Source organism: Chryseobacterium caseinilyticum (assembly GCF_014837145.1).
Taxonomy (GTDB): domain Bacteria; phylum Bacteroidota; class Bacteroidia; order Flavobacteriales; family Weeksellaceae; genus Chryseobacterium; species Chryseobacterium caseinilyticum.
Map to the genome: position 1 here is coordinate 19,141 of NZ_JACYFS010000010.1, position 25,887 is coordinate 45,027.

Here is a 25,887-nt window from a genome sequence, read left to right on the forward strand (position 1 = left end):
ACGATTTAATATAATTAGGATGAATAATATTGATAAAAAAGAGATTGGTATCTCAATCGTAAAATCGGCTTTTTCTAATATTCCTTTTGCAGGACAATTACTTACAGAAGTATTGTTTGATTACCGGGGGAGAATTAAGCAAAACCGATTAAATAAATTTATAGAATTATTATCACAATATTTTTCACAAAACTCAGATGTCGTATTTGAAAATATGAAAAGTGAAGATTTTAGTGATCTGTTAGAATTAGTATTGAAAAAAGTTGTTGATACAAAATCTGAGGAAAAATTAAGACGATTCAAAGATATTTTAGTAAACTCAATTACCACAGATATAGATTACAACAACTCAGAGAGATATTTGGATTTAGTAAGTAATTTGTCCGAAAAAGATATTCAAATTCTTAAAGGACATCAATTGTTCGATTCTAATTTTGATGAAAGATTGGACTATCAAAAAATAAATGCGAAATTACTAGGGGATCTTGAAAAGAATATGAACGAAGAAATAAAATTACGAGATGATGGATTTGCAAATAGCTGGCAAAATGCCGTATCTCAATTCAATTCTTTAAAAGCGTCTATGAGGACATTTGATGAACAGAATAAAAGTGTAGAAATCTATAGAAATGCAGAATTCTACAGTATAGAAAATGATGAATTCCTATATAGCAAACAGAAACTATTTTCATTGGGTTTATTAATAGACTCCGGAGCAGGAAAATTTGATTACAAGCCTTTTCATATGATGTCAATAACTGAATTCGCTAAGAAATTTCTAGAATTTATTAAGAAATAAATAATTTTAAGATTTTATAAGTCTTTTTTTAATTTCAAAATTTTATTTTCAAAACGGTTAATATGTATTTAATAATACAATTAATTCTGCAAGAATACAATTTCGCCAGTACTAAAAAATAAGCCATTAACATTAAAAGCAAGTACAGAACCTGCCCTCCAAAGTCTCCTGACTTTGGAGTTTTACTTTATTCATAGTTTATTATCTTTGCAATGAACTAATAACCAATGCAAAAGAACACTACTCTACTCCTAAAATCCCAAGCCATCTACATCAACGGCAAAGACAGAACCGAAGAGATAGAATCTTATTCTTTCGAAGGTGGAAAATGTGTTGTCATCTATAAGAACAATGGTAAATCTTATTCTTACCATCAAAGCAAGATTGAAATTATACAATCTGACCTGCAAACTCAAAAATCAACAGATATTTTCAGCTATCTAAAGGCTGTAGCTGAAACAACAGGATTAAAAAGTGAAGAAGGTAGAAACTCTCTTGCAGATAGCTATGAAAGAATATCTTTTATTCCGGAGACTTCCATTGTATCAAACTATTTATCTCAAAAACTACCGGAAAAAGATGTAAATTATACTCCTGTTGAGATTTTTCCTTTTGGTTTTAACCTAAGTCAGAAAAAGGGCGTAGAAGAAGCTTTTTCTAATCCTTTAAGTGTAATTGAAGGACCTCCAGGTACAGGGAAAACACAGACTATTCTCAACATCATAGCCAATGCTGTGATGAATAATCAAAGTATAGCGGTTGTTTCCAATAATAACTCTGCCACCCAAATGTTTTTGAAAAGCTTGAAGCTCGTGGTCTTTCTTTTTTAGCCGCTCAGTTGGGAAGTTTACAAAATAAAAAAGCGTTTATAGAAAATCAAGCTGAACTCCCGGACTTATCAGAGTATCAGTTAACCGATGAAAAAAGATTAATTTTAAGTGAGTCCAACTCGCTACTTTTCGCTGAACTCTCCGAGAAATTGGAAGAAAACGAACTCGCACACCTGAGATTAGAAATTGATGCATTGAAAACAGAGTATGAACATTTCACAAACAGCACGGCAACATTTTTAGAAGCACGCTTCAGAAAAAATACCAATTCTCATCAGCTGCTTTCTTTATGGATAAAATTGGAAGACTATGAAAATGCCAACAAGAAATTAAAATGGTGGCATCAATTGATTTTTCCTTTAAAATACAGGATAAAAGACAAATATTTCTATGAACTGACCTATCATGAAATGATTCAGATTGTACAGGAAAAATACTATCAGGTAAAGATTACAGAACTTGAATCTAGAAAAAGCAGCATCGAAAAAGCTTTGCACGATTTCTCTTTCACTGAAAAAATGAAAGAATACACCCGGGTTTCCATGTTACTTTTTAAAAACTTTCTGTATAAAAAATATCAGGGAATTCAACGCCTTGTCTATTCAGAATCTGACTTCCGTTTAAAATCACAGCAATTTATTATCGACTATCCGGTTATCCTGAGTACGACGTATTCTTTGACGAGAAGTCTTTCAAAAGAGATCATGTATGATTTCGTTATTGTGGATGAATCTTCACAGGTGAACTTAGCATCCGGTGTTTTGTCTTTGTCCTGTGCGAAAAGAGCAGTCGTTGTAGGAGATTTGAAACAGCTTCCCAATGTTGTAGAAAAAGAAATGGTTATTAAAACAGATCAACTGTTTGCTGAATATCAAATTCCTGAATCTTACCGCTACTCCACTCAAAGCTTACTTTCATCATTATCGGAGCTATTTCCGGAAATTCCCAAAACACTGCTGCGTGAACATTATCGTTGTCATCCCAGAATCATCGATTTCTGCAACAGGAAATTCTATAATGACCAACTGATTATTCTTTCAGAAAATAACGAAGAAAGGGAACCTCTTCTGGTTTACAGAACAGTTGCCGGAAGTCATGCCCGTGAAAGAGAGAACCAACGCCAGATTGATGTGATCACGCAGGAAATTATTCCGCAACAAATGCTGGAAAATGCAAATTTAGGAATTGTAACTCCCTATCGTAATCAAACCACTGCCTTGCAGTCTGTGTTTGAAAACACTGATATTAAAGCAGACACGGTAGACAAGTTTCAGGGCAGGGAAAATGATGTGATTATCCTTTCTACTGTAGACAACGAAATATCTGATTTTACAGATAATGCAAACCGTCTGAATGTTGCAGTTTCAAGAGCCAAAGATCAGCTGATTCTATTGGTCAACGGAAATGAAACGCAGAAGGATAATAACATTTCAGATCTTATCCGATATATCGAATACAATAACTTTACTGTCGTGCATAGCGAAATTTACTCCGTATTTGATTACCTGTACAAAGGCTATGAAGAACAAAGAAGGCTCCTCCTTTCCAAACAAAAGAACACATCGGTTTTTGACAGTGAAAATCTGATGCTTCTTTTAATCAAACAAGTTCTGTCTGAGCAAGAGTTCTCGAAATATGATGTTATGATCCATTTCCCTTTTAGAAGTCTTTTTACCGATTATGATAAGCTTTCTGATGAAGAAAAACGCTATGCGCAACATCACGCTACTCATCTTGATTTTCTTATTTATAACAGGCTTGGTAAAAATCCTGTTTTAGCCATAGAGGTTGATGGTTATGAATATCATAAAACGGAAAGCCGACATGGAGAAAGGGATGCGATGAAGAATCAGATTCTTGAGAAGTATAAATTGCCTTTATTGAGATTTTCGACTACTGGTAGTGGAGAAAAGGAGAAGTTGATCAGTGCGCTGAAAATGGTTTGAAAATATTTTCATCAAATTACGGATTTTCGTATTTTATTATGATGTTAATGATTTAGATTTGTAAGTATTCTCAATGAGATCAAATTCCTAACAAACTTAAAATCAAAAGTAACCATGAAAAAAACACTATTCTTCGTAACGATCTTTTTGTCGTTCATTTCTTGCACAACAAATTACTATACTGTTTTATTATCCGAAGACACTCCAATATACGGAAGCAGTAATAATGAAAGTATTGTGACAACGGTACCAAAAGACACTCAAGTTTTCATTTCTACGAAAGCCAATAAGAAAAATTACAAAAGAATTAAATGGGACAGTTATTTAGGATGGGCATATAATCCAAGCTATACAACCTACAGCGCTTATCTATCCAGTAGCTCACCTCAATCAACAACAAAAACGACTGGTACTTACACGCCACGTTCCAGTTCTGGCGGCTCCGTGCACGTAAAAGGATACACCAGAAAAGATGGAACTTATGTAAGACCGCATACCAGGAGTGCGCCGAGAAGAAGGTGATGCAAATATATAAAAATGATCAAAATTTACGAATGCAGATAATTCTGAAATATAAAAAAATACCCATCATATTTTGATGGATATTTTGTTTAGGAGAGTGTTATTTTTTTGAATCCTCAATAGAAACTTTTCGGAAATCCTTAAAAAGTTTGCTTAGTTCTAAAGCTGATTTTCGGGCTCTTGTTCCTGCGGCTTTATTTCCTTTTTCAGATTGCTGATTAGCTTCAGTTGAAAATGTTTCAAATTCAGCATTGATTTTTTCGATAAGGTCTTTCATAACTGGATTGTATAAATTTAAAATTTAATTGGATGGCAAATATATTATTTTTTTTTAGTTAGATATGGTCTTTCACACAGGTTTTGAAAGTTTACATTTTACGGCCTTTGGATTTGTTGACCGGTTTATTTATTCCCCGCTTGTTCTTTTACCGGATTTCTGAAAGAAAATTGAAACTTTCCTATATTCCTGTCAAATGTGATGTAGCCCTGGTATTTCTTTCCATTTTTGTCTGACAGACCATTGATGTAGGCAGGCTCTCCTTTTTTGAGTTTTTCGATTTGCCATGAGAAGAGTCTTTTGTCTCGGAATGTGATTGGAATTCCTGATTCCTGATGAGTGAGATTCTGGCCTTTTACGGTTCTGCTTTGGAGGGCTCTTATGTTTTTGCTGAACAGGAACTCCACATATTGCCGGTCTGCATTGAACTGTACGGTGGCATTGAACAAGGTGCCTCTTCTTGAAATCATATTTTCTATATAGAGGGGTCTGCCTTCTTTTAGTGTATTTTTTTGATTTTCGTCGAGGGTTACGCCTTTGATGGTGAGGGGGATTCTGATGTATTGTGTGTTTAATGGAATGAGGTCATTGGTCAGACGGTCTCTGCTGATAAGGGAAGGTTGAATTTCTTTCGTAATGGGATGGATGAGATCCACTACTCTACCCATATTACCTGTCTCCTGTAAATTAATCTGGTCTTCTTTGGTGAAGGTATGCCCCTGAAAAGGCTGGGTGTAGTCTGGTTCCGGTTTAACGGGAAAGAACCGGATTTCCAGATGTCCTGCATTTCCGACTCTTAATGCAATTCTGGCATCTGTTGTCAGGACTGTTGTATCATTACTAATTTTGATGGGAAGCAGCATGGGAGTTTTATAGCCTTTGAGTAATGGTTCCAGTGCTTTCATGTTTTCAAGCTTTTCTCTGCTCAGCCCTGTTTTGGAAATGACATCCCAGTCGATCTGGTCAGGATCATAGAGGTAACGCTGTGATCTGAAATGGAATCCAGATGGGTTTTCATTGGAAAGACTTTGCCGGTTGTTTTGATTGCTTGGACTGTTGTGACTGTTTTGATTTCTTTGATTGTTTAGGTAATTACTGTAATGGGCTTCTACTGAATCTATGGACACTTCATATTCTTTCAGTACCTGTAGATTTTCGTCTCCGGAGTCAATGATGTACTGTTGTAAATCTGATGCAGTCTGTGGGGCTTCATATTCGGTGACTTTGAAAAAGGAGTATTCCTGCGGATTTTTTAGCTGGTGATAGAAGTTGATGTAGAACTGAGTAAAGGCATTCTCGTTTTGTTCTATTTTCAGGATTTGATCTGAGGTATTTTGGTAAGTGGATGTCTGCTGTACCGTACCGTCAGGATTGATGTCCTGTACGATTCCAACCAGCTTACTTCGGTTGTGGAGAACCAGTAATGTATCGGATGCTTTTAGATCTGGATGGGATTGCGGATCAGCCTGCGTATCCTGTTGTTGCTTGTCAAGTTGTTTATATTTTGGGTGATTATTTTCTTTCATACTGCGCATGTTGCCTGAGTTTTTAATAGGCAATACTAAGCGCTAATTTTGGTACTGAGTTTCTTGTTGGACTGAATGACTTTAGTTGGCTCAGCATGTCTGCAGATCACTTGGTAGCTCACTATATAAGATGGAATCATCCTGAATATACTTTGGTACAAAGATAAGGTATAGATGAAGGCAGGATAATAGCACTTTAAGCATGGAATAAATTTGGATTCTTCGATTATTACTGGTTTCTACAAGATGTACAGTTTGTTTTTCGTGAAAAACTGCTGCTGATGTTTTTATGAGCTTTTTATTCTTTGACGAAGTTAAGATGAGTAATAAGTAACTGGTTAATGGAGGGAACCTCAATTACCATCTGTTTATAAAAAAATGTTTTAATATTTTTAAAATAATTCTCCGCATGTAGTAATAATTACTATATTTATAGATCTAACCAGATCACAAATAATCAATTAAGCTTTAAATCCTTACACTATGAAAAATAATTTTACTCTTTTTTTTCTTTTATTCGCCGTAAATTTCTTTTCCTGTCAGACCTGGGAGATCCAAAATCAGGTATTCCCTGGCAATTACGACGACGTTGCTGACCTTAGTATTGTATCTGATAATAATGTGTGGATTTACACCAATAATAATCCCGGGAAGTTTGCAAAAACGATTAACGGTAACGCAAGCTGGGTCCATGGACAGTTTAGCGATATAACTTCATATTATACAAATTATGCATCTAACAATTTTTATACTATTATCCATCTTTCAGGCATAGATGCTTTGAATGCTTCCGTAATGGTTTATTACAGCTTGCCCGTCAACAATTACGCTTACGCAGACGTTTGGAAAACCAACGATGGAGGAACTACCTGGCAAAAAAAATTAACAATAGATGGCAACCTTGGTGGTAAGATGGTTCATTTTTTCAATGCAAATACCGGCTTTGCAATTTCTACGAATGCTACAGGATGGCAACCGGAAAGAAGATATAAACTGTACCGAACAAATGACGGTGGTCAGAACTGGACACTTGCAACGGACGTGCCTAATACTCCGGGTGCACTTGTGATTAATAAATACACTCAGGGTGACGCAGCATATATTTGGGAAAGTACAGTTTCAGGATACAGAATTCTAAAAACCACGGATCAGGGTCTTACCTGGTCATATATTCCTCATTATTTTGGAGGCTCACAATGGAACCTGACTGCATGGAGCGATATTAATAAAGGAATTGTTGTTGAGCAAAACCCATCAACAGGGGTTGCAAAGAAATTCTTACGCACTACTGACGGCGGTCTGAACTGGACAGAAATTACATCAACCGGTATTCCGCTGTCCTGGATTGGAGATATCGCCTATGTTCCGGGAACAAATGTACTGCTGGCAACTGGTCAGGGTGGCAGCATAACAAGCACCCACGGATCTTGGATCAGTACAGATAATGGAAATACCTTCACAACACTTGACAGTAATATCTACCATAAGAACGTAAGGTGTTCCAATGGCGGAATCTGCTATTCCGGTGGCATTAATATGACTACTACGAAAAGTATAATGTATAAACTGGATTTATCAAATTTCCTTAAGACACAGGAATCAAAAACGGAAAACGAAGGCGTGTACCCTAATCCTACCAAGGGTGAAATCTATATTAAATCAAAAAAAGAAATTATAACAGCCTCTATTTACGATTTAACAGGTAGATTACTGATTCAAAGCAAAGAGAAAAATATTGATACATCTCCATTAGCTTCAGGAATCTATTTTCTCAAAATTAAGTTTCAGGATGGAACCTATTCTTCGGAAAAAATTATCAGAGATTAGATCTTACACAAACGTAGTTCTTCAGATAATTACAAAAGTGATGGATAATCCTTTTAATATCGTGCAAAAATGAAAGTTTGAAAACATAAAGTGTGTGATTTTTCACTAAAATAAGTCTGCACTGAAATGAGAGTACTTACAATATTTTCGAAAGTTAGGTTTACAAAATATAAAGCTTATGAATGAGAAATTAAAGCAACTGAAACCTGATTAATCCTTAGAAGATCAAGTATTATTCATCAGTTATGCAAAGCTAGCGCCCTGGACGGGGCATAAACTTTAGGTAAGAACAAAGAAACTCCTGAGAACAGTGCTCTCAGGAGTTAATTATAGTAATTAAATTTACGTGTGTTAAATTTGAGCGTTGATTGATTAATCTACGCTTTTTTCAAGATTCGTAAATTTACTGTATGATGATCTCAGCTTTGAAAGTTGCTCTGAAACTACTGATGTGCTTTGTGGGCAAAGAGTTCCGTCATTCAGTGCACTTTCGTAAGCTTCTATTGCGGCTTTTTCTCCAAACGCAACATTTTCAAGAGTAGATTCTGCGTTGTCACCTCCGAAAGAATTCTTAATGTCAATCCATGTTCTGTGAAGAGCTCCCGCTGTAGTTGAAGTATCATCCGGCTCCCCTCCTTTCTCTCTGATTAAAGAAATCAGATCAGACTTCATGGTCTGAGACTCGCTCACCATCTGGTCGTAGTCACTTCTTAAAGATGAATAGGTATCCCATACCTTATCCTCCACTTTGTCGAATCCTTTGATTCTGTCATTTGTAATGTTCAGTAAATCGTTTAGTGTTGACACTGTGTTAGTGTTTTCCATAATAAAAATTATTTTGATTAGTGTACAACTGTATTTGCAATCACCATACCATGTGGTATTAATACAAATGGTAATTTTTCTTAATTATGAAAGATTAACATATCTTCGTATCAACAAGAATCAAATGACATTTACAGATAAACAGCTCGTTAATAAAATCATCGATCATTCGCCTTTGGGCGTCTGCATTTTGAATGTGGAATCAGGTCTGATTGAAATCTATAATAAAAAATTTAGTCAGCTATACATCGCTGCAGCAGAAGCACATTCTGAGCAGCAGATCCTGAAAGTGCTCAACCGTGAATTTGAGGCAGATAAAATGGTCATTTCAAAAGTTGTAAGGGAGAAGAATTCTTTTAACGGAAAAGAGCTTAGTCTGATTTCCAATCGCAACAGTAAAAAAGATGAACTGGTAATTTCGCCGCTTTATGCTCCGATCAATATGAATAATGACACCGTTACGCACGTAGCTGTATGGATGAATGAAAGTACTGAGGAAAATACTGTAACGTCAGGTCCAGAACTTACGCTATCACAAAGTGAACCTATTGCCAATCTGCTGAGTGAAATTCCATCGGGCACGGCAATTTTATCAGGTGAAAATTTTGTATTTGAACTTGTGAATCCAACCTACCAAAATCTGGTATCAGGGAGAGAACTGACAGGCAAACCTTTTTTGGAAGCTCTACCTGAATTTCTGGGTTCAGAGCTGGAAAAATCAATCAGAAGGGTGTATACAGAAGGAGTGTCATTAAATTTTACTGATGACTTAGTTCCGCTTTTAAATACTGACACCGGTGAACCTGAAGACCGCTATTTTAACTACCGCCTTATTCCCAGAACCAATCATGAAGGTTCAGTTGACGGTGTTTTACTTTTCACCTCTGAAGTGACCCATGAAATAGACAATAAGGTTAATTTGGAGAGGACAAGCAATAATCTGAATCTGATCATCAACATGCTCCCTGCTTCTGTTGTGATAATACGCTATGATAATCTTATCGTAGAAATGATCAACGACGCCAATTTATCCTACTGGAAAAAAACAAGGGACGAAGTGGTTGGTAAGCCCTTTCTGGAAATTTTACCGGACCTGGCTGATCAGCCCTTTGCAGGTCAGCTGAGAAGAGTGATGCAAACCGGTGAGATTATAGACGTCAAAGAAAGTCCTGTTTTGTTTACTGAACCCGACGGAACAATAAGAGAAACTTTTGTTGACTATACTTATCAGCCTTTAACAGGATTGGACGGAAAGCGTGATGGTGTATTGGTGATGTCCTTTGAAATTACAGACAGAGTACTTGCCCAAAGACAGCTGGAACAATATGCAGATCAACTTTCAATTGCCAATGATCAGCTGTCGGTTCTGTTGAATCAACTTTCGAAAAGTGAATCAAGATTTAAATACGTATTTGAAAAAGCTCCGGTCGCCATAGGTCTTCTTCGCGGTAAAGAGTTTATAGTAGAATCAGCGAATAGGAAAATACTTGAGGTCTGGGGAAAGACGGATGCTATCGTAGGCAGCAGGCTGGCCGATGCCCTTCCTGAAATTCAGGATCAGCCATTTTTAGGTTTTCTGGACGATGTATATTCTACCGGAAAACCATTTTACGCCAACGGAATCAGTGCAATGCTGAAACATGACGGTGAACTCAAGGAAATCTTTTTTAATGTTGTCTACCAGCCCATATCGGATACTGATGGGAATATTGCCGATATTCTGGTAGTGGCTACAGATGTCACAGAACAGGTAAATGCACGTAAGGCAGTTGAATCAAGTGCGAAATATTTTAAAATGCTGGCAGACCTGGTACCTGTAAAGATATCCAATGCATTACCTTCCGGAGAAGTGACTTTTTTCAACAGAACCTGGCTTGAGTTTGCGGGGATGAATTTTGAAGACTTACGGGATTTCGGATATCATGAAATGATGCATCCTGATGAAATTCAGAATTTCCGGAAAGGATTGGCAGAAGCAGCATCTGAATGCAGACCACATGTTTCAGAACTCCGTTTTAAGAATACTGAAGGAAAGTACATCTGGCATCTGAATATTGCATCCCCTGTACTTGATGAGGATGGCAATATTACCATGTGGGTTGGTTCCACCACAGACATTCAGTCACTGAAAGAAGAAGAACAGCGTAAAAATGATTTTATAAGCATGGTTTCACATGAACTTAAAACTCCCCTTACATCTATCAACGTATACCTGCAGATGCTGTTGCGGAAAGCAGAAAATACTGAGGATCAGTTTTTGAAAAAAGCATACATTCAGAGCCTTAAACAGGTCAGGAATATGACTGATATGATCAATGGCTTCCTGAATGTTTCAAGACTCGAGTCAGGCAAATTACATATTGATAAAGCTGAATTTGATCTTTCTGAACTTGTAGAAGAGATTAAGACAGACTACAAATTCCAGTACTCGTCCCATACTGTTATTTTTTCTGCAAATCATTCAGTGACAGTAGATGCAGACAGGCTTAAGCTGATACAGGTTCTCAATAATCTGGTTGGTAATGCAGTAAAATATTCTGCGACCGGAACCACAATTACTATTTCTTTTGCGCAATATGGTCATCGCTTAAGAGTAAGTGTTAAAGACGAGGGGATGGGCATTAAAACTGAAAATCTTAATAAACTTTTTGAAAGATTTTATAGAGTTGAGCAGGAAAGTATTATCGGTGGATTTGGTATTGGTCTATATCTCAGCGCTGAAATTATCGAAGCTCACGATGGTAAAATCTGGGTAGAAAGTGAATTTGGTAAAGGTTCAACTTTTTACTTCGAAGTACCGTTATCATAAATCACGAAATTACCTGTTGTAATAATCCTCATAAAAACCTCCATAGGTTACCAATTTTCTAAATTATCTGGAAAATTGCTATAAAATCATAAAAGTAAATTGTGAAAAAAAATTATATTTGGTGAAAAAAAAATGAAGTTAAATTTACTACTGTGTCCTCGGGATTCGAGAACACCAGCCATTCATCACATAGTTGAGGCAGGCACAAATTTACAGATTGGCGACACATTTGAGTACGGAACATATTATTACAGCCAACTTGACAAAGACACACAAAAATCATTTATCTATGGTGACCTTGAAAAAGGTATATACCGGGTAATTGATGTTAAAAAACATGATGATGTCGATGATGATAATTTCACAGATATTATATTACAGCTTATATAACGGTAAAGACACTCAATTAACTGCCCCAAAAAGTTTGATACTTTTTAGGGCATTTTATTTATCGGAATATCACAATACAGTTAGTATTTAATAGTAATTATGTACAAAAAATTATCGGAGGTTGTTGTTCTATAGGTAACTAACTTTGTTTATCCAGCCATGCTGACATATATTCACGATTCAATCTTGCTATATTGTCAAGTGAAATATGCTTTGGGCATTCCACTTCGCATGCACCAATTACAGAACAATTTCCAAATCCTTCATCATCCATCGCTTTAACCATATTCAACACTCTGCGTTTAGCCTCTACTCTTCCCTGCGGCAGCAATGCAAGGTGAGAAACTTTAGCACCAATAAAAAGCATAGCAGCTCCGTTGGGACAACAGGCAACACAAGCACCGCAACTGATACATGCTGCAGCATCCATTGCTTTATCTGCATCTTCCTTATCAACCAGAATAGAGTTAGCATCCAAAGTATTTCCGGAAGTATTAACTGAAATAAAACCTCCCGCGGCCATAATTCTATCAAATGAGCTACGGTCAACGATCAAATCCTTAATAACAGGAAAGGCTGTACTTCGAAACGGTTCTATCACAATTGTCTGCCCGTCGTGAAACATCCTCATGTGAAGCTGGCATGTTGCCACACCGGTATCAGGCCCATGAGTTCTACCATTGATATAAAGCGAACACATTCCGCAAATACCTTCCCGACAATCGTGGTCGAAGGCAATGGGTTCTTGATTTTGATCAATCAAATTTGCGTTCAGCATGTCGAGCATTTCAAGAAAAGAAGAATCTGTTGAAACGTCGGATAATTTGTAAATCTCAAACTGTCCTTTAGAATGGCTATTCTTCTGTCTCCAAATTTTTAGTTTTAAAGTCAAATTCTGTTTAGTATTTATCATAGTAAAGTTGTAATTGGTTATACTTATAAAGTTTTTTATAAAGCTACAACTCCAGAAGACGCCTATATATGAGGATAATCATATGTGAGCACATGAACTCAAAAAGAAATTATGAAATTAGGTATTGTAAAAAACGGCATTGAAAACTGAAATATAATTGCGCTCGAAGTTACTCAACTTAAAATCCCCAATCTTAAAAATGTTTTGTTCACTAAGTAAATTTTGCATTCATTTTAGTAACACCAGAACGCGTACAAAACGAATAAAAATAATTAAATTTTCCATACACTTTTTTATCAGAAAAACTTATGATTTAGATTGCAAAATGGGTAATAATCAATAAGTTAAAGTCCTGATAATTAAGGGTTAATGGCACGGTCTTAGATGACTGAAGACTACATCCAAAAAATTTAATTATGTTTTATCACTCACAAAATCTAATCAGTCCAATTGTTTCTGATGAACCGGATCCATCTGCGGCTAATGCCCTGCAAGAAGGATTAGGAGGCCAATTTGGCGAAATGCGTACAATGATGCAGTTTCTCTTTCAGAGTTTCAATTTCCGTGGAAAGGCTACTCCTTACATGGATTTGATTCAGGGAGTAGGAATTGAGGAAATTTCGCATGTAGAACTTATTACCAAAACGATCTCACAATTATTAGATGGTTCGTCAAGGTATCAGGGAGATAAATATGAAGCTCCCAGTAAAGGAGGTGGAATTGCTCTTGAGATGGCAAAGGAACAACAGAATCCTCACCATTATATTGTAGGTGCTCAGGCCGCATTACCTGTAGATGCTGCCGGAAATCCCTGGAGTGGAAGTTACGTGCACAATCATGGAAATCTGGTTCTGGACTTAATGGACAATCTGGTTGTAGAGGCGACAGGAAGAATTCAGAAATGCAGGATCTATCAGATGAGCAGCAATAAAACCTTGCGTGCTACTGTTGCTTTTCTTATTGTTCGTGATGAAGCTCACCAAGCGGCTTTTGCCAAAGCTCTGGAAACACTTGGAGTTGATTGGGGCAAAGTGCTTCCGGTACCTAAATTTGATTCTTCTCAGTTTCCAGAGGTAAAAAGATTACTGGATTTAGGTCTGCACAGAGAACAGTATACATTCCGTATGGATGGATCTTTAATGGAGCAGATTTTCAGCGGCCCTTCTCCATTCAATGATGGAACGGAACTTACGACATTAAAAGAACCTCGGGAATCTTATCCAATCCCTCAGGCACCTGAACGTCCTGAAGAATTTGCACCGGGTCTTGATGAAGAGATGCAGGCATTAGCTGATGCCTTCACTGAATTTAAAGAATCCGGAGGAAAAATTAAAAAGAATGTTGCCATAAAAGGGAACAGTAAATCTGCTGAAACAAAGGCCGGTAAAAAGAAATAGCGATGATTAAAATTTAGAATTGGTTTCAACCTTCTGAAATTTAATATTGTTAAAAAGTACTCACAAATTAAATATTTTGTGGGTATTTTTTCGCCCTGTTGTTGCCATCAATCTATTTTTAAAGCGTAATCAAAACAACCTGCAAAGTCAGTGGTTTTAGCAGGTTAGCTTCATTTCTGTTTTAAGTTAATTATTACTTCCTCTATGTCGGTTAGCATTTTTTTGAACATCGTTGTTGCAAATCAACGTTCATTTTTAAAGAATTGATGATATCAGATTCATGCAAAAAAAAGAGATTCACTGGTTGGTAAATCTCTTTTTATCGTAGAATCAGGAGTAAGCTTCAATGTTACTCTGAATATATGCGATTGATTACAGTTCATTGAAATCGATTATTAATCATGGTCTTTATCAGACACAAAATAATCATCTGCGTTTTCTGCAAGTGGAATGTACAGTCTTTCCCACGATTTGCTTCTGATCATATTCCAGCTGTGACCTTTTCCTTTCAGGTCTTCCGCTAAAAGTATCGTTCCTGGTTTGATAATAAAAGTAGAACCGTCTGTCACTTTAAATCTTATGTTTCCTTTCAAAGTGATTACATATTGTCTTCTGGGAGCTGGATGTGCATTCTTTTCCCATTCCTCTGTTTTATTGCTCATCCAGAATGTTGTGGTGTTCAGATGTTTCAATGTAGGTATCCTTCCTCTTTCAAAAGTACATGAACCGTCAGGATTATTCAGCAGTCTAACTGCGGGAATATATTCTTTCGATTCCTCTTTATTGACTTTGATGCTGAGGTTTTTGTTTTCTTTGTCCTGTGCTTTCATAACGAATGAGCTTAATGCCAAAACGAGGCAAATTCCTTTGATAAAATTTTTCATTTTAAATATAATCTTTATTAATTGTAAACGGTGTCATACACCAACATTTTTTCGAAAAAGGGTTTGTATTTTTTAACCAAAGCCAAATGCTCGGGAAGTTGTCCGTAGGCTTCCAGTTCTTCAAGACTGTCAAATTCCATAGCAGCGTTATAAGAATACGTGCTGTCTAAAACGTTTCGCGGGCTTGTTCCTGCGGGTTTTCCGTATCGCAGATTTTTTTGGTAAGGGAGTTTTTTAAGACCTTCAAAGAAATTTTCAAAGTCTTTGATTTCTGTTGCAGAAAGATCCTTTCTGAGCCAGAAGAATAAATTGTGAGCGTACACTTTTTTATTTTTTTTAGGATTAAGCATTGGTAAAACTGATGCGAACATGTTTCCCGAAACCAGCAGCAAAGCCGAAGCCTGCACTGACCGGAATAAAAATTTTCTTCTTTCCATTATCTTATTATTTAATTAAAATCGATTCTGTATTTTAATACAAACTGCCATTGTCTGTCAGATACCACTGCACTGGTGCTGGGATCTCCTGTAAAAACCGGTCTGTTTTGAGCATCAAAGGTTAATCGGGAAGACATTCCGTTCATCAGCAGAGAAATTCCGGCATCGTAGATAACCGCGTTGTCGTGAAGGCCTTTCAAATCAGACAACTGCATTCCGACGGCGGGCTGAAGCTGTAGATTTTTCTTATCATTGTTGAGATACGGAAGTGTTCCGCCCAACTGAATATAATAAGTATTTCCGGTTCCGATCACTGGCATTGCATTTCCGGCACCATTTAAACTTGTCTGGGTAACATCCACTGAAGTTGCAGGATTATTGGTTCCGACATAACGAATGTAATTAGGTCCGTAATCGTTATGCATTGCCATTCCGTAAGCACTCACCGAAGTTCCTTTTTCTTTATTCAGTGGAGCGTCATAAAATAAGTCGATTGCAAAACTTTTCATGTCGTCATTGACAGTATTCTTATTGATATCCTGGTGCCACATTGCATCATGAATGTAATCGAAACCAGCTCCCACACTCAGTATATTCTTCTTTCCAACGTAGGTTCCTGAGTTAAAAGGGGTCGAAATATTTTCTGTATCTAAAAACGCATATCTGAAATATCCTGAGAAGTCTTTATTTGGAGAATTTTTGCTGAAAGAGGCTACATTGACCTTTGGATCAGACGTAGACATCGTGTAAGGATCTGCAACGACCAAACGGTAATCAAATTTTCCTAACTGTCCCTTGATATATGCTCCCAGTTCTCTCACTGTGTAGTCAGTTGCACCCGCATTCGATGTTGCGTACGAAGGTAGATCATACAGTAAAGTATTTAAAGGCCCCGTGGTGAATCTAGACAAACCTCTCCATGTTGATCGTCCAGCACCAAACTGTATTTTATCATTCAATGAAAATTCTGCGTAAGCATCCAACAAATCGAAATAATTGCTGCCTTTCGCATTGACATTAACATTGGTTGTTCCGCCTTGTAACACAAACATCAGTTTTTCAGTCGGTTTGTAGGTCATTTTAACACGAACTCTTCGCAAAGACAAATCTGAAACATCTGACTTCGCTTCATTGTTAATTAGACTTCCGGGATTCAGCTGGGTATATCTTGCCCATAATTCAGCGTAACCGCTTAAGGAAATTGATCTTGTGTGCTCATCATTCAGATAATGAGTAAGTGAGGGATTATTAAAATCGTTCTTTTTCTGAGCTTCTACTTTGGAAAAAACATTGATTGCAGAAACTAAAATGACTGCGACTTTAAAATATTTTCTGTTCATAATATTGATTCTAAACTATTCTGTTGGTTGATTTCAACGGGACAAAATTAGTTTCGGAAAACGGGGAACATCGTTAGAAAACTATTAGAAAATCTTTAGAAATTTATTAAAAAAATGAATCATTAATCTTAAAATCAAAATATACAATACCTTTGTAGAGGCTTAGAAGAACAGTTAAATTTAAATACACTGAATTGTCTTTATGACTATAAGATTTTGCTTTAATTTCTAAATATTTCTCTGCATGAAAATTTTAATCATAGAAGATAATCTCCGTGTTTCCAGTCTTATGAAAAGAGGATTGGAAAGTCAGGGTTACGAAATTTATATCTCTGAAGATGCGGAAGATGCTTTGGTAATAGTAGAAACAATCACCTTTGATCTGATTATTACGGATATTATGCTTCCGCACATGAACGGTATTGAACTGAGCAAACTGGTTAAGCAAAAACATCCTGAACTTCCTATTATCATGTTGACAGCATTGGGAACGATTGATGAAAAAATCGAAGGTTTTGATGCCGGAGCAGATGATTACATGGTAAAACCTTTTGAGATCAGAGAACTGTACGCCAGAGTTAAAGCGATTTTGCTCAGAAAACCTGTTGTTCAATCAAAGAAAGAAGAATCCAGTATTGTAGAATATCGGGATTTGACTATTAATAAAAATACAAACCGTGTTTTCAGAAACGGGCAGGAAATTGATTTGACTCCGAAAGAATTTAAACTGCTGTTTTTCCTGATGAGCAATGCCGAACGAATCTTAAGCCGTGATGAAATTGCGGAAAATGTCTGGGGAAATCACTTTGATACAGGCACCAATTATATTGATGTTTACATTGCTTATCTCCGAAAGAAAATCGATAAAAATTTTGATGAAAAACTGATTCATACTAAACCCGGTGTAGGGTTTATCTTTACAAAACTCTCATGAAAATAGCTACAAGAACTGCCCTCAGTTACGCCATTCTAACTGCTGGAATTCTTTTTGTTTTTGCTTATGTGCTGTATTATGTTTCTGAAAAAAACCGGGAAGACGAATTTAACGACCGTTTAGGCTATAAAATTACCTGGAGATCTGAATTTATCTTTGACGCTAAAATTGACAGTGCAAAAATTAAAGAGCTTCATTTAAGAAACAAAAAAATCCTTAATGAAGCCGATATCAGTGTTTATAATGAGCAAAAAAAACTGCTTTTCACAGATATTCCACCGTCTTCACAAAATCAGAAAAACTTAGACCGATTTATCAAAAGCGGTAAGGATAAAATTACATGGGTAAGAAAAGAGCGGCAATATATGGCGATGAAATATGAGTCTGATGGTATTAACTATTATGTCATCGGAAGTGCAGTAGATGTGACGGGGATGGCTCATATTGCTGAATTTAAAAAAGATATCATCGTGATTTATTTTATTTCGATCATCATCATTTTTATTATCGGTTTTATGTTTTCATATTATACTTTGAAACCTTTAAAAGATATTATTGTTCAGATTCGTGATATTTCTGAACATAATCTGCATAAAAGACTTGTAATACCTAAGGCGAAGGATGAGATTTATGAGCTTACTGAGACTTTTAATTCGACCTTCAACCGCCTGGAAAAATCATTTAACAATCACAGACAGTTTGTCACAACCATTTCGCATGAATTTAGAACGCCTCTTTCCACATTGATTTCAGAACTTGAACTGGCGAAAGATCTCAATACAACTTTGGACGAATATAAAATTTCTGTTGATAATGCTCTTCAGGATGCTCATCAAGCCTCAAAGCTGTCTTCTGCGCTTTTAGATTTTGCAAGGGCAAGTTATGATATTTCACAAATCAGTTTTACAGAGCTGAGATTAGATGAAGTCCTGGCAGATGCAAAAGTGAATTTGTTGCAGAAGAATTCAGAATACAAGGTAGGAATTCATTATATGGATCATGCAGCGGATCAGGACGAGAGTAATTACGATTTTCATGGAAACCCTTATCTGCTGCAAATAGCCTTTCTTAATTTAATGGAAAATGCCTGCAAATATTCTCAGGATCAACAGTGTAATGTTGAAATTGAAATTCACAATAAAAATATCGAAATTAGATTTATTGATAAAGGAATCGGAATTTCTGAGGAAGATCAGCAGAATATTTTTGATTTATTTTATCGCGGAAATAATAAAAATTACAACTCAGGAAACGGTATCGGTTTATCTATTGTTAAAAGGATTATTGAGATTCATCATGGAAAAATTCAGTTAGAATCTGTACCCGGGAATGGAACTGTCTTTAAGGTACAGCTGTCCTTTAATTCGTAAGCTAGATATACTTTCACGTTTTGGATTCATTGCTTGACTTCTTAAGTTGGTTGTTCACTAGTCTATATTAAATTAGTTTTGATATAGCAGTACTTAAATTACTAAACATCGTTTATGATTATAATAATTGCACTTTAATAAAAGTCGCTTACCAAACTTCAAAATTTCAGTGAGCATGTTCATACTCAAATCATATTAAACTTTAAATATATTACCTTTCCCCATCAGGCAGTAAGATCCTTTTATTGATCAATTAATTGAATAAAAAAAGCACTCGTACGAGTGCTATATAATCTATGTAAGTTGTAATTTTACGTTTGAAAAATCTGTAGAATCACTTATTTCAATCCTGATAACCTTTTAGATACCTGGTTCGAGATCACCACTTTCAAAATGTGTTTCTGTCTAAAAGGCTTTGATAGTAGGAGCCGTACTCAAAAGATTCTTCAATGTTTAACTCCTTGCCTGTTTCAACTAATGGATGAATTATTGGCTTCGTAGAATTACGAGCACAAAGCAGCAGATTTAACGTCATTTTTTTCTTGTAATATAGTTTATATGTCATAATTATATCTCACCATGAAGATATTTAAAGAGAATTTTATTGTAAATCACTCTGTAAGACCAAGGATGGCAATTAACTTGTTAGTATTTCTGCGCATATACAAATACTTATTGGTAAGATCTTCCTAAATCATTTTAGAAGGTCTTGCTTTTTTATATTTATTCAGTTTTAACTATTACAGTGCTATCATTAGGACGACTAGCATACTCCACTGCATTTTATATACTGATATTCGTTAATACTATGATATCACTTATATAATCAGCTGGCACTCCAGGACAATTTTTCCGATTGGTGGAATGCAAAATTCACAAAGCCTAAATATGGACGTGACGGTTTATCAGACAGTAATCTAATGCCTATATAGCCAATGGAAAATCTTTCTGGGACCAAAGTTTGAGTAAAAAAAATGGAATGGATATAACGTCTAAAAAAAGAATCAAAAAAAATCGTTGATTAAGCAGTTTTAAATGTAAACTTGTTACATATCGCACATCCAAAAAAACCAGTAGGTACAATTTACATGTTATAGCCATCATCATTAATTTAAATTAAAAAACCGCAAAGACAAAATCTTTGCGGTTCAGAAATGTTATTCAGATAAAGTTATTTTTTTAAGAACTTCTCCGTCACCACAGCCTTTTCCGTTTTCACTTTTACATAATAAACACCAGCTGTCAAAGCACTCATATTAATTTGTGCACTGGTATTCCCGAGGCTTCCTCTTAAAACAGTTTGCCCCACAGAAGAATACACTTCATAGCTTTCAAGTTTATTTTTACTTTTAATTGTTAGGAATTCGTGAACTGGATTGGGATAAAACTGCAGATCAGCTTCTTCTGCTGTTTCTTCCTCAACGGATAGTGAACAAGTGGCAGAAGTTGCCAATTTTGCGATAAAGAAATCTCCTTTAGATGATCCAGATCTTACAATTGTCGGCACACCGTCATTTGGGAGGGTAAAAAGCTGGCCTTCGATATGGCCTCCCAGCATAATATTACCATCGTTATCTACTGCTACAGCTGAAAATGTATCATTTGCACCTGCGGATCCCATTACGTCATAAAAGCCTAAAACATTTCCTGTACTTTTGCTAAGCCTCATTACGACTGGATCAGTTAAATGATTTACGGGTCTGGATAATGTAAAACCGTCCCAAATGCTGTAAACATCGCTTTTAGCAAAGATTACTTCATTTCCGTTAAAAGCCAGACTTTTTAGCGAAATATCAAAGATACTGGGATAAACCGGATTCATACCTGTAGCTCTTTTCGCCCAGAGAACTGAACTTGAAGTATTTGTTGTGCTTAACCTCATTATAAAGCCATTGTTTCCATCAATAGATTGGGGCGGAAATGTATAATCGCCGAATCCTGTAGACTCATTATTAATCCTAACATAATTTCCCACTAAAAAAAGATCAGAACCTACAGGGTCTTTTTTTACAGCCCAGATTTGCATAGCAGTAGGTGCAGATAATGTGAAATGCTCTTCCCTCCTCCATAATTCTGCAGCTGTGGTAGCATTAATGGCCAATAAAAAACCTCCTTTTTTTAAAGGAATATTATTATATGATAAATCACCAATGTGAAAGCCTCCTAAATAATATCTGTTGTTGAGCTCATCATATATAAAATTAACCCTGTCAGATGTATTAATCGTAACACCCTCCATAGGAAGCAGCAAAGGAGAACCTACCATGTTTCCGCTGGTATCATATTTTACAACATAATATTTATAGAGTCCAGTTAATACATTGTAGTTGGAAGGAACCGTGACGGTATTATTCAAATGTGTTCCCAATCGAAGTCCTACAATGAAATGAATGATATTTTGAGAATCAATCAATGTTGCGCCAAGGGTTGAATTTGTGTTATTGATTGGTACACCAGGGTACGAAGGATCAAGTATAACTTCTCCTTGAAGAGTTTGTCTCCAAACCAAATTACCATCCGAAGTATTGTACTTTAAAAGATAAGCTGTTTTCATAGCATCAGAAAATACAGCATTATCTGTAATGACAGGTAAAATATCATTATCGCCAAAACGTGGTGGCACATTCGTAGCAGCCCCGTTTCCTGATAAGTTTCCTGTTGAAATAGCGAGATACAAACCTCCATTATTATCTAAAACAAAATTCCTTGAATCTTCATATGTAGCTCCTCCTATAGTACGTTTCCAGCGGATATTGCCCATGCAATCTGTCGAGAAAAGCATAAGATCACGTCTTGCACCATTATTTCCAATACTTCCATAGTGCGCTACAGGTTGTCCATCCAGTTGAGGAGAACCACTATATAACGCTACTAGATAATATGTGTTATTATTATTATCTACCGCAATATCTAAAACGAGTTCATCATCTTTATAAGTAAAACCTGCTCCATAGGAACCATAAACACCTCCGCCGGACTTAGCCCATTGCCACTGATAGTTTTGCGATAAAAATAATTGAATAGAAAATAAAAGGATAAACAGTAAAAAAAATTTTCTCATGGTATATGATTTAGATTATTTCTATGGCTAGTCTATTTTTTAATAACCTTCTCCGTCACCACAGCCTTTTCAGTTTTTACTTTTACATAATAAACACCAGCTGTTAAAGCACTCATATTGATCTGTGCATTCGTATTCCCTAAGTTTCCTCTTAGAACAGTTTGCCCAACAGAAGAATACACTTCGTAGCTTTCAAGTTTGTTTTTGCTCTTAATGGTTAGGAAATCCTGAACAGGATTAGGATAAAACTGTAAACTGGCTTCTGCAGAAGTTTCTTCTACCGACATTGTAGAGCACGCAACATTGGCAAGTTTTGCAAAGAAAAAGTCTGATTTAGTACTTCCCGATGCGTTGCTTATTGTTGCAACATTATCATTTGTCGCAGTAAACAGTTGTGAATGTATAAATCCACCCAACATAATATTGTTATCATTATCTACAGCAACAGCAGTAAAATGATCATGCTGACCATAGTCGCCCTGTACCTCATAAGTCCCATTTACGACTCCGGTATCTTTATTTAATAATACAAGCAAAGGATCTGTACTGTCGTTTAACGGACGCACCATAGAATACGCTCCCCAAACTTCTCTGATGCTTCCCTTGGCAAAAATAATTTCATTGCCTTTGATAACGATAGGCATACGGACGTTTTGCATTCCAACTTGAGTAGAGCCGTCAGATAAAGAGGTTGGAGATGTACTCCAAATGATATTACTTGAAGTGTTGGTTGTTGCTAACTTCATTACAAAACTAATTGATCCAATTAGAGGACTTGTAAAATTATAGTCACTGCCAAACGAAACTGTATTAGTTGATTTACCTATTTTACCGGAAAGATAAATATCACTCGTTGTAGGGTCTTTCTTTAAACCATAGATAAAATTAAATCCCTGACTTGCGCTGGTCACAAATTCTCTTCTCCAAAGTTCATTAAAATTTGTACTGTTGAATGCTAGTAAAAAAGCTGAGTTGTTAATCGGAACATTATTATATGAAAGTGCATTACCATTTGACCCACTGCCCTCTAAATTTCTTGAACCTGCAAGGTAGTAACGGCTGTTTACTTCATCAAATAACCAATTCAAATAACCTACTTTAAAATTTGTAGTCCCAGCAAGAGGAAGTAGAGATGGCGTTCCCACAATATTTCCATTTGTATCATATTTCACTAAATAATATTGGAAATTTTGACTAGAATTATAAGAACTCGGTACAGTTATCATTCCATTTAGGTGGGTTCCGTATTGAAACCCACATATTATGTGAATATTATTTTGTGAGTCCATTATTGGCGGACTAAAATCCATAAAAGTATTAAGTGCGGATACATCTCCCTGAAAATCTTTTCTCCAAACTAAGTTCCCATCAGCTGTATTGTATTTTAGTAAAAAACCAGATCTCAAAGCTTCCTGAGGATCCATAAAATTATTGCTTACTAAAGGGAGAACATTATTATCACCAAATCGAGGGGGAAGGTATTGGCTACTGCTAACACTGGAACCATTACCAACACCAAAAGTCAAATAAAGACCTCCATTGTTATCCAAAACAATTTTTTGAGTATTTTCACTCATATTACCACCTCCACCAATCGTTCTTTTCCAACGCACATTGCCCATGCAGTCGGTTGAGAATAAAACAATATCTTTAGATCCGTAGTTGGTCACAGGCTGTCCATCTAGTAAAGGAGTACCATCAAATATGGATGTGATATAGTAACTGTTATTTTGGTTATCAATGGCAATATCAAGAATATGTTCATCGTTTGATTGAGTAAAACCCACAGTTGGATCTCCATTAGTTGCACCACCTGTTTTTGCCCATTGGTATGTGTAAGTCTGACTTTGATATAACAAAGAAAACAGCATAGCTGTAACTAAGTAAATGTTCTTTTTCATAATAATTTCCACTTCGATTTTTTGACGCCATTTACTTTTTAAGAATCTTCTCTGTCACAACAGCTTTTTCAGTTTTCACTTTTACATAATAAACACCAGCTGTCAAAGCGCTCATATTAATTTGTGTATTCGTACTGCCCAAACCTCCTCTTAAAACGGTTTGCCCCGCAGATGAATACACTTCGTAGCTTTCAAGTTTATTTTTGCTTTTAATAGTTAGAAGATCCTGAACCGGATTTGGGTAAAACTGTAATCCTGCCTCGATGGCGGTTTCTTCTACAGACAATGCTGAACAAGTAGCAGAAGTTGCCAGTTTAGCAAAAAAGAAATCTGTTTTTGAACTTCCGGCAGCGTTGCTGATAGTAGGCACATTATCATTAGCTGAAGTAAAAAGTTGTGAATTTATAAAACCACCTAACATAATATTGTTATCATTGTCTACAGCAACCGCAGTAAAATGATCTTCCTGTCCATAGCTTCCCTGTACTTCGTAAGTTCCATTAACAACACCTGTATCTTTATTGAATCTTACAAGTAAGGGGTCAGTTCTGTCATTGGCTGGTCTTGTCATCGAATAATTGCCCCAAACTTCCTGAATACTTCCTTTCGCAAAAAGTAATTCGTTACCGTTAATTGCTAAAGGCATTCTGGCATTAACAATAAAAGCATCTGAGCTTCCATCTGACAGAGCAGTTAAATTATTACACCAAATTACATTTCCTGAATTGCTTAGTTTCATAGCAAAACTAATCTGTCCAATGAGTGGTGTTGTAAAGCTGTAAGTTCCAAAACTTGCTAATGTTGGATTATTTCCACCTTTAAAAAATCTCCCTGAAATATATAGATCACTGGTAGTAGGGTCTTTTTTCAACCCAAAAATATAATCACTAGGCGAACCTGCAGTACCATTATTTATTTCTTTCCTCCACGATTCTGCAAAGTTTGTAGAATTAAAAGCTAAAACAAAAGCGTTTTGAATAATGGCCGTACCATTGTATGAAAAGTTTAAACCACTATTTCCAGGATAATTTTTTGAACCTGCTAAGTAATATCTGCTGTTCGTTTCATCATACATGAAATTTAAATATCCTCCCTGAAAAGTTGTTGAGCCAGTTATAGGTAATAGTGATGGATTGCCAACAATATTTCCTGAAGTATCATATTTTACAAGATAATATTGAAAATTTGGTGTAGAGCTGTCAAATGATGATGGTACTGTAATCAAACCATTAAGATGCGTTCCAAATTTAAAACCACAAATTAAATGAATAGTGCTTTGAGAATCAATTAAAGGAGTTCCAATGTCGCAATTGTTATTTTGAATACTTACATCACCCTGAAGATCTCTTCTCCAAACCAAATTTCCATTTGCAGTATTATATTTTAATAAAAATGAATTTCTTTTAGCAGGCTCCGCTAAAAATGGATCAGGATTTCTATAAGGCATTGCATTATTGTCATCAAATCTTAATGGCAGATCAGGCTGTCCTGTTGTTGCTGGATTGGTGCCAAAAAAAGTCAAATATAAACCTCCATTATTGTCCAAAACTATCTTTTGGGAAAATGCTGAAGTGGTAGCACTTCCTATAGCTCTTGACCATCTGATATTTCCTTGGCAATCAGTAGAAAAAAGTACTATATTTTTCCCACCATAGTTGGTGATAGACTGACCGGCCAAGAGAGGAGTATTTTGGTACATAGGAACTAAGTAGTACGTATTGTTGTTAGAGTCGGTAGCCATATCCAGGACTTGTTCATCCAATTGCTGGTTAAATCCCGATCCGCTACTTCCGTTTGTAGCTCCACCTGTTTTTGCCCATTGGTAGGTGTAGGTTTGACTTTGGTACAGCAAGGAAAACAGCACAGCTGTAACTAAGTAAATGTTCTTTTTCATAATAA

Annotated in this window: 20 protein-coding genes; 10 read left to right on the forward strand and 10 right to left on the reverse strand. The window is 36.1% G+C overall.

Annotated elements, in window-relative coordinates; translation table 11 throughout:
- Positions 1-19 precede the first annotated feature (19 nt).
- From IC610_RS18980 to IC610_RS18995, 4 genes are all read left to right on the forward strand, one after another.
- Positions 20-799, forward strand: coding sequence for a hypothetical protein (locus IC610_RS18980; protein ID WP_191738292.1), 780 nt, complete (start codon positions 20-22; stop codon positions 797-799).
- A 227-nt stretch (positions 800-1,026) separates the two neighbouring features.
- Positions 1,027-1,629 (forward strand): AAA domain-containing protein, encoded by a 603-nt coding sequence (locus tag IC610_RS18985; RefSeq protein ID WP_191738294.1) that lies wholly within the window; start codon positions 1,027-1,029, stop codon positions 1,627-1,629.
- Positions 1,630-1,637: 8 nt separating this feature from the next.
- Positions 1,638-3,575, forward strand: coding sequence for an AAA domain-containing protein (locus IC610_RS18990; protein WP_191738295.1), 1,938 nt, complete (start codon positions 1,638-1,640; stop codon positions 3,573-3,575).
- Between the two features lie 114 nt (positions 3,576-3,689).
- The gene (locus IC610_RS18995) at positions 3,690-4,097 is read left to right on the forward strand and encodes a hypothetical protein (RefSeq protein WP_191738298.1); all 408 of its coding nucleotides are present in this window, start codon (positions 3,690-3,692) and stop codon (positions 4,095-4,097) included.
- A 100-nt stretch (positions 4,098-4,197) separates the two neighbouring features.
- Here IC610_RS18995 and IC610_RS19000 read toward each other — a convergent pair whose 3' ends face one another.
- Both IC610_RS19000 and IC610_RS19005 read right to left on the reverse strand, forming a co-directional pair.
- Positions 4,198-4,374 carry a histone H1 gene (locus IC610_RS19000; RefSeq protein WP_191738300.1) on the reverse strand — a complete coding sequence of 59 codons (177 nt, stop codon included), beginning with the start codon at positions 4,372-4,374 and terminating at the stop codon, positions 4,198-4,200.
- Positions 4,375-4,499: 125 nt separating this feature from the next.
- Positions 4,500-5,900: a DUF3945 domain-containing protein gene (locus IC610_RS19005; protein ID WP_191738302.1), complete on the reverse strand. Its 1,401-nt coding sequence runs from the start codon at positions 5,898-5,900 to the stop codon at positions 4,500-4,502.
- A gap of 483 nt (positions 5,901-6,383) precedes the next feature.
- Here IC610_RS19005 and IC610_RS19010 point away from each other — a divergent pair, with 483 nt between their 5' ends.
- Positions 6,384-7,727, forward strand: a complete 1,344-nt coding sequence (locus IC610_RS19010) for a WD40/YVTN/BNR-like repeat-containing protein (protein WP_191738304.1) — start codon at positions 6,384-6,386, stop codon at positions 7,725-7,727.
- 372 nt (positions 7,728-8,099) lie between these two features.
- Here IC610_RS19010 and IC610_RS19015 read toward each other — a convergent pair whose 3' ends face one another.
- A complete protein-coding gene (locus tag IC610_RS19015) occupies positions 8,100-8,552 on the reverse strand; it encodes a ferritin-like domain-containing protein (protein WP_191738306.1) in 453 nt (150 codons plus the stop codon).
- 124 nt (positions 8,553-8,676) lie between these two features.
- Between IC610_RS19015 and IC610_RS19020 the strand changes: the two genes are divergently transcribed.
- Both IC610_RS19020 and IC610_RS19025 read left to right on the forward strand, forming a co-directional pair.
- Positions 8,677-11,361 carry a PAS domain-containing protein gene (locus IC610_RS19020; RefSeq protein WP_191738308.1) on the forward strand — a complete coding sequence of 895 codons (2,685 nt, stop codon included), beginning with the start codon at positions 8,677-8,679 and terminating at the stop codon, positions 11,359-11,361.
- 132 nt (positions 11,362-11,493) lie between these two features.
- On the forward strand, positions 11,494-11,751 hold the full coding sequence (locus tag IC610_RS19025; protein WP_191738310.1) for a hypothetical protein: 258 nt from the start codon (positions 11,494-11,496) through the stop codon (positions 11,749-11,751).
- A gap of 139 nt (positions 11,752-11,890) precedes the next feature.
- On the opposite strand, the gene IC610_RS19030 is transcribed toward IC610_RS19025, so the two are convergent.
- Positions 11,891-12,664, reverse strand: a complete 774-nt coding sequence (locus IC610_RS19030; RefSeq protein ID WP_194698943.1) for a succinate dehydrogenase/fumarate reductase iron-sulfur subunit — start codon at positions 12,662-12,664, stop codon at positions 11,891-11,893.
- Positions 12,665-13,080: 416 nt separating this feature from the next.
- Here IC610_RS19030 and IC610_RS19035 point away from each other — a divergent pair, with 416 nt between their 5' ends.
- Complete coding sequence (locus tag IC610_RS19035; protein WP_191738312.1) at positions 13,081-14,061, forward strand: manganese catalase family protein; 981 nt, start codon at positions 13,081-13,083, stop codon at positions 14,059-14,061.
- A 395-nt stretch (positions 14,062-14,456) separates the two neighbouring features.
- Here IC610_RS19035 and IC610_RS19040 read toward each other — a convergent pair whose 3' ends face one another.
- From IC610_RS19040 to IC610_RS19050, 3 genes are read right to left on the reverse strand one after another with little or no spacing between them, the layout of a single operon-like run.
- On the reverse strand, positions 14,457-14,945 hold the full coding sequence (locus IC610_RS19040; RefSeq protein WP_228462968.1) for a cupin domain-containing protein: 489 nt from the start codon (positions 14,943-14,945) through the stop codon (positions 14,457-14,459).
- A 17-nt stretch (positions 14,946-14,962) separates the two neighbouring features.
- Entirely contained in the window at positions 14,963-15,382 is a 420-nt protein-coding gene (locus tag IC610_RS19045; protein ID WP_191738314.1) for a Dabb family protein, read from the reverse strand.
- 11 nt (positions 15,383-15,393) lie between these two features.
- Positions 15,394-16,722 carry a hypothetical protein gene (locus IC610_RS19050; RefSeq protein ID WP_191738316.1) on the reverse strand — a complete coding sequence of 443 codons (1,329 nt, stop codon included), beginning with the start codon at positions 16,720-16,722 and terminating at the stop codon, positions 15,394-15,396.
- Positions 16,723-16,966: 244 nt separating this feature from the next.
- Between IC610_RS19050 and IC610_RS19055 the strand changes: the two genes are divergently transcribed.
- Together IC610_RS19055 and IC610_RS19060 are read left to right on the forward strand one after the other, a co-directional pair.
- Entirely contained in the window at positions 16,967-17,656 is a 690-nt protein-coding gene (locus IC610_RS19055) for a response regulator transcription factor (protein ID WP_191738318.1), read from the forward strand.
- Positions 17,653-19,026, forward strand: a complete 1,374-nt coding sequence (locus IC610_RS19060) for a HAMP domain-containing sensor histidine kinase (protein WP_191738320.1) — start codon at positions 17,653-17,655, stop codon at positions 19,024-19,026. The genes IC610_RS19055 and IC610_RS19060 overlap by 4 nt, the downstream gene beginning before the upstream one ends.
- Positions 19,027-20,197: 1,171 nt before the next feature.
- Here the strand turns inward: IC610_RS19060 and IC610_RS19065 are convergent.
- Genes IC610_RS19065 through IC610_RS19075 form a run of 3 tightly spaced genes read right to left on the reverse strand, consistent with a single transcriptional unit; the run spans position 20,198 to position 25,882 of the window.
- Positions 20,198-22,087 carry a T9SS type A sorting domain-containing protein gene (locus tag IC610_RS19065; protein WP_191738322.1) on the reverse strand — a complete coding sequence of 630 codons (1,890 nt, stop codon included), beginning with the start codon at positions 22,085-22,087 and terminating at the stop codon, positions 20,198-20,200.
- Between the two features lie 32 nt (positions 22,088-22,119).
- Positions 22,120-23,988, reverse strand: a complete 1,869-nt coding sequence (locus IC610_RS19070; RefSeq protein WP_191738324.1) for a T9SS type A sorting domain-containing protein — start codon at positions 23,986-23,988, stop codon at positions 22,120-22,122.
- Between the two features lie 31 nt (positions 23,989-24,019).
- A complete protein-coding gene (locus tag IC610_RS19075) occupies positions 24,020-25,882 on the reverse strand; it encodes a T9SS type A sorting domain-containing protein (protein WP_191738326.1) in 1,863 nt (620 codons plus the stop codon).
- Positions 25,883-25,887 lie beyond the last annotated feature (5 nt).

Excerpts from the sequence above, each read along its gene's own strand:
- IC610_RS18995 (WP_191738298.1), top strand. The coding sequence starts at position 3,690 with ATGAAAAAAACACTATTCTTCGTAACGATCTTTTTGTCGTTCATTTCT.
- IC610_RS19055 (WP_191738318.1), top strand. The coding sequence starts at position 16,967 with ATGAAAATTTTAATCATAGAAGATAATCTCCGTGTTTCCAGTCTTATG.
- IC610_RS19040 (WP_228462968.1), bottom strand. The coding sequence starts at position 14,945 with ATGAAAAATTTTATCAAAGGAATTTGCCTCGTTTTGGCATTAAGCTCA.
- IC610_RS19070 (WP_191738324.1), bottom strand. The coding sequence starts at position 23,988 with ATGAAAAAGAACATTTACTTAGTTACAGCTATGCTGTTTTCTTTGTTA.
- IC610_RS19015 (WP_191738306.1), bottom strand. The coding sequence starts at position 8,552 with ATGGAAAACACTAACACAGTGTCAACACTAAACGATTTACTGAACATT.
- IC610_RS19060 (WP_191738320.1), top strand. The coding sequence starts at position 17,653 with ATGAAAATAGCTACAAGAACTGCCCTCAGTTACGCCATTCTAACTGCT.
- IC610_RS19020 (WP_191738308.1), top strand. The coding sequence starts at position 8,677 with ATGACATTTACAGATAAACAGCTCGTTAATAAAATCATCGATCATTCG.
- IC610_RS19025 (WP_191738310.1), top strand. The coding sequence starts at position 11,494 with ATGAAGTTAAATTTACTACTGTGTCCTCGGGATTCGAGAACACCAGCC.
- IC610_RS19030 (WP_194698943.1), bottom strand. The coding sequence starts at position 12,664 with ATGATAAATACTAAACAGAATTTGACTTTAAAACTAAAAATTTGGAGA.
- IC610_RS19045 (WP_191738314.1), bottom strand. The coding sequence starts at position 15,382 with ATGGAAAGAAGAAAATTTTTATTCCGGTCAGTGCAGGCTTCGGCTTTG.
- IC610_RS19065 (WP_191738322.1), bottom strand. The coding sequence starts at position 22,087 with ATGAGAAAATTTTTTTTACTGTTTATCCTTTTATTTTCTATTCAATTA.
- IC610_RS19000 (WP_191738300.1), bottom strand. The coding sequence starts at position 4,374 with ATGAAAGACCTTATCGAAAAAATCAATGCTGAATTTGAAACATTTTCA.
- IC610_RS19010 (WP_191738304.1), top strand. The coding sequence starts at position 6,384 with ATGAAAAATAATTTTACTCTTTTTTTTCTTTTATTCGCCGTAAATTTC.
- IC610_RS19075 (WP_191738326.1), bottom strand. The coding sequence starts at position 25,882 with ATGAAAAAGAACATTTACTTAGTTACAGCTGTGCTGTTTTCCTTGCTG.
- IC610_RS19005 (WP_191738302.1), bottom strand. The coding sequence starts at position 5,900 with ATGAAAGAAAATAATCACCCAAAATATAAACAACTTGACAAGCAACAA.
- IC610_RS19035 (WP_191738312.1), top strand. The coding sequence starts at position 13,081 with ATGTTTTATCACTCACAAAATCTAATCAGTCCAATTGTTTCTGATGAA.
- IC610_RS18980 (WP_191738292.1), top strand. The coding sequence starts at position 20 with ATGAATAATATTGATAAAAAAGAGATTGGTATCTCAATCGTAAAATCG.
- IC610_RS19050 (WP_191738316.1), bottom strand. The coding sequence starts at position 16,722 with ATGAACAGAAAATATTTTAAAGTCGCAGTCATTTTAGTTTCTGCAATC.
- IC610_RS18985 (WP_191738294.1), top strand. The coding sequence starts at position 1,027 with ATGCAAAAGAACACTACTCTACTCCTAAAATCCCAAGCCATCTACATC.